Annotated in this window: 2 protein-coding genes; both read left to right on the top strand. The window is 46.5% G+C overall.

Annotated elements, in window-relative coordinates; genetic code table 11:
• Positions 1-96: 96 nt before the first annotated feature.
• Positions 97-2,109, top strand: coding sequence for an arylsulfatase (locus tag D5R40_RS31970; RefSeq protein WP_205127806.1), 2,013 nt, complete (start codon positions 97-99; stop codon positions 2,107-2,109).
• Positions 2,110-2,439: 330 nt separating this feature from the next.
• Positions 2,440-2,583, top strand: a complete 144-nt coding sequence (locus D5R40_RS36660; RefSeq protein ID WP_161565154.1) for a hypothetical protein — start codon at positions 2,440-2,442, stop codon at positions 2,581-2,583.
• Positions 2,584-2,611: the final 28 nt, after the last annotated feature.

The following is a 2,611-nucleotide window of genomic DNA, read 5'->3' as shown; positions in this document are numbered from 1 at the left end:
GCTCCCGACCGCTCCTGCTTTTGCTCATCAAAACTTTAATTTTGAGCTGCCCAAGCAGGAGCGATCGCGACCTCCCTTCTACTATTCCTATCGGGGATGCTACCCTGGCTCCCGACCGCTCCTGCTTTTGCTCATCAAAACTTTAATTTTGAGCTGCCCAAGGAAAAAATGGGGCTTTCAGGTGACTTAATGATCAAGGCTTTAGATGCCTTTCAACAAAGGTGGCCCCAGGAAGCTAGCACACCTAGCATTTCAAGTGACACAATTGAGGGGGCTGTAGATGCCTCTGAACAGACGTTGCCCCAGGAGACCACCAGCCCACCTAACATTCTGGTCATTATGACTGACGATGTGGGTTGGTTTAACCTCAGTGCCTACAACGACGGCATGATGGGCTACCGTACCCCAAATATCGATAGCATTGCTGAAGGGGGCATTCGCTTTACCGATGCTTATGCAGAAAATAGCTGTACCGCTGGACGGGCAGCATTCATCACGGGTCAAAGCCCTGGACGTACTGGTTTGACTAAAGTAGGTCTCCCAGGGTCTGGTTTGGGACTCAGCACCGAAGATATTACTCTGGCTGAAATCTTGAAAGAACAGGGCTATGCCACAGGCCAATTTGGCAAAAACCACCTGGGCGATCGCGATGAGTTTCTTCCCACCAATCATGGTTTTGAAGAGTTTTATGGCAATCTCTATCACCTCAACTCTGAGGAAGAGCCAGAAAACGCTGATTATCCCGGCGGACCAGACGGTGACTACGTTAAAAAGTATGGTCCCAAGGGCGTTCTCCATTCTTATGATACGAGGGTGGAAGGAGCGCCTAAGACAGTGGCAGAAGCGAAGGAACGTCATGATTCTCTAGTTCCAGAGCATCCCTGTATTTATGATGAATCACTTCCACGTTATAAGAAACAAGTTTCTTATGTTGTAGATGAAGATGGTCCTAAAAGTAAAATTCTAACAAAAGGCCCCGTAGGTCACCAAGTGATTTGCAACACAGGAGCGCTCAGTAGTTCTCGGATGCCTACAGTGGATGAGGAGTTTCAAGATGCAGCCGTAGACTTTATGGAAAAGGCAGTCCATAATAACAAGCCCTTCTTCGTCTGGTTGAACCCCAGTCGGATGCACGTATATACCCATTTGAAGCCAGAGTCGGAAGGCGTCACCGGTCAAGGACTCTTTGCTGATGGTATGGTAGAAAACGATCTTATGGTGGGTGAGCTGCTCGATGAACTTGATGAGTTGGGTGTTGCAGACAACACGATCGTTATCTACACCGCAGATAATGGAGCGCAATTCTATAAGTGGCCTGATGGTGGGACTATTCCATTCCATGGGGAAAAGAACACCAACTGGGAAGGTGGTTTCCGGGTTCCCTTTTTGGTGCGCTGGCCTGCCCGTTGGAAAGGTGGTGTCGTGTCCAACGATATCATTTCTATGACGGATTGGTTACCAACTCTAGCTTCGGCAACTGGAGCTGAAGAACTTCAAGATGTTAAGACTCAATTGCTCAACCCTTGTCTTGAAGAAGAGGCTCCAACAGACGGTACCTGCGATGGGACTGAACTCCCCGTGGTTTATGAAGCCAACGGTCGGGATTTCCATCCGCTGCACCTAGATGGGTACAACTTCTTACCTCGCCTGGATTACCTTGACAGGATCAACCCCTCTAAATTAGAAAAATTACGACGTAAAAACCCAGCAATTGCTGAGTTGCCAGTAGAAGCACCCCGTCACGAGATGTTCTATCTCACGGATGATGCTTATCCCTCAGCTTTGCGCTATGATGATTGGAAACTGATCTTTAGCGAGCAACGGGAAAAAGGTGCCAAGGTGTGGTCTGAGCCTTTTATTAAATTGAGGATTCCTATTGTCCTGAACCTGCGTCGCGATCCTTTTGAGCGTGCCCCAGGAGAATCATCATATTATGACATTTGGAAGACCAATCATGCGTTCGTCATTCCACCAAGCCAATATTACGTTGGCAAATTCCTGGACACGTTTCGGGACTATCCTCCCCGTCAGGTTCCGGCTTCCTTTACCATTGATGGGCAATTGCAAGAGCTGTTAGACGATCTTGAGAACATGAATCTTGAGGACTAAACTAAGTCTATTACCTGATTACACTAAGGTGTACACATAAGTAGAATTTAGGAGGATCTTTTGAAGACTATTGTTGAAAATAGATCCTCCTATTTTTCTTGACAAACTGAAATGTTGTTAACCCCTTTAATGAGGTTTAAGGAATGTTTTTCAATGGTCTTTTGAAGCAGATTTGAGGATGTTGGCGGTGTTGGCGGTGGCAATCTCTCTCTTGCTTAACACTGCCACTTGATCGGCAATAGCCGAAACTACTGCCCGAACCCTGAAACCCTTGTTCAACTTCCATTGCATTCAATTTTATTTATCCATTTTTACAACAGGAGTCGAGAGATGAAAAAACTACGTGCTAAAAATACCCCAGACTATGAAAATCAGCCTTTACAGCAAGCAATTGGCAAGATGTTGGCCGATCGCGTCATTCCCAAATTAACAGACAAAAAGCGGGCTAAGATATTACTCTGGCTGAAATCTTGAAAGAACAGGGCTATGCCACAGGCCAATT

The sequence above is a fragment of the Okeania hirsuta genome (assembly GCF_003838195.1).
Taxonomy (GTDB): domain Bacteria; phylum Cyanobacteriota; class Cyanobacteriia; order Cyanobacteriales; family Microcoleaceae; genus Okeania; species Okeania hirsuta.
This window is presented reverse-complemented; position numbering and strand designations above follow the sequence as displayed.

What these genes read in the sequence shown, in the direction of transcription:
- D5R40_RS31970 (WP_205127806.1), top strand. Translation starts at nt 97, where the DNA reads ATGCTACCCTGGCTCCCGACCGCTCCTGCTTTTGCTCATCAAAACTTT.
- D5R40_RS36660 (WP_161565154.1), top strand. Translation starts at nt 2,440, where the DNA reads ATGAAAAAACTACGTGCTAAAAATACCCCAGACTATGAAAATCAGCCT.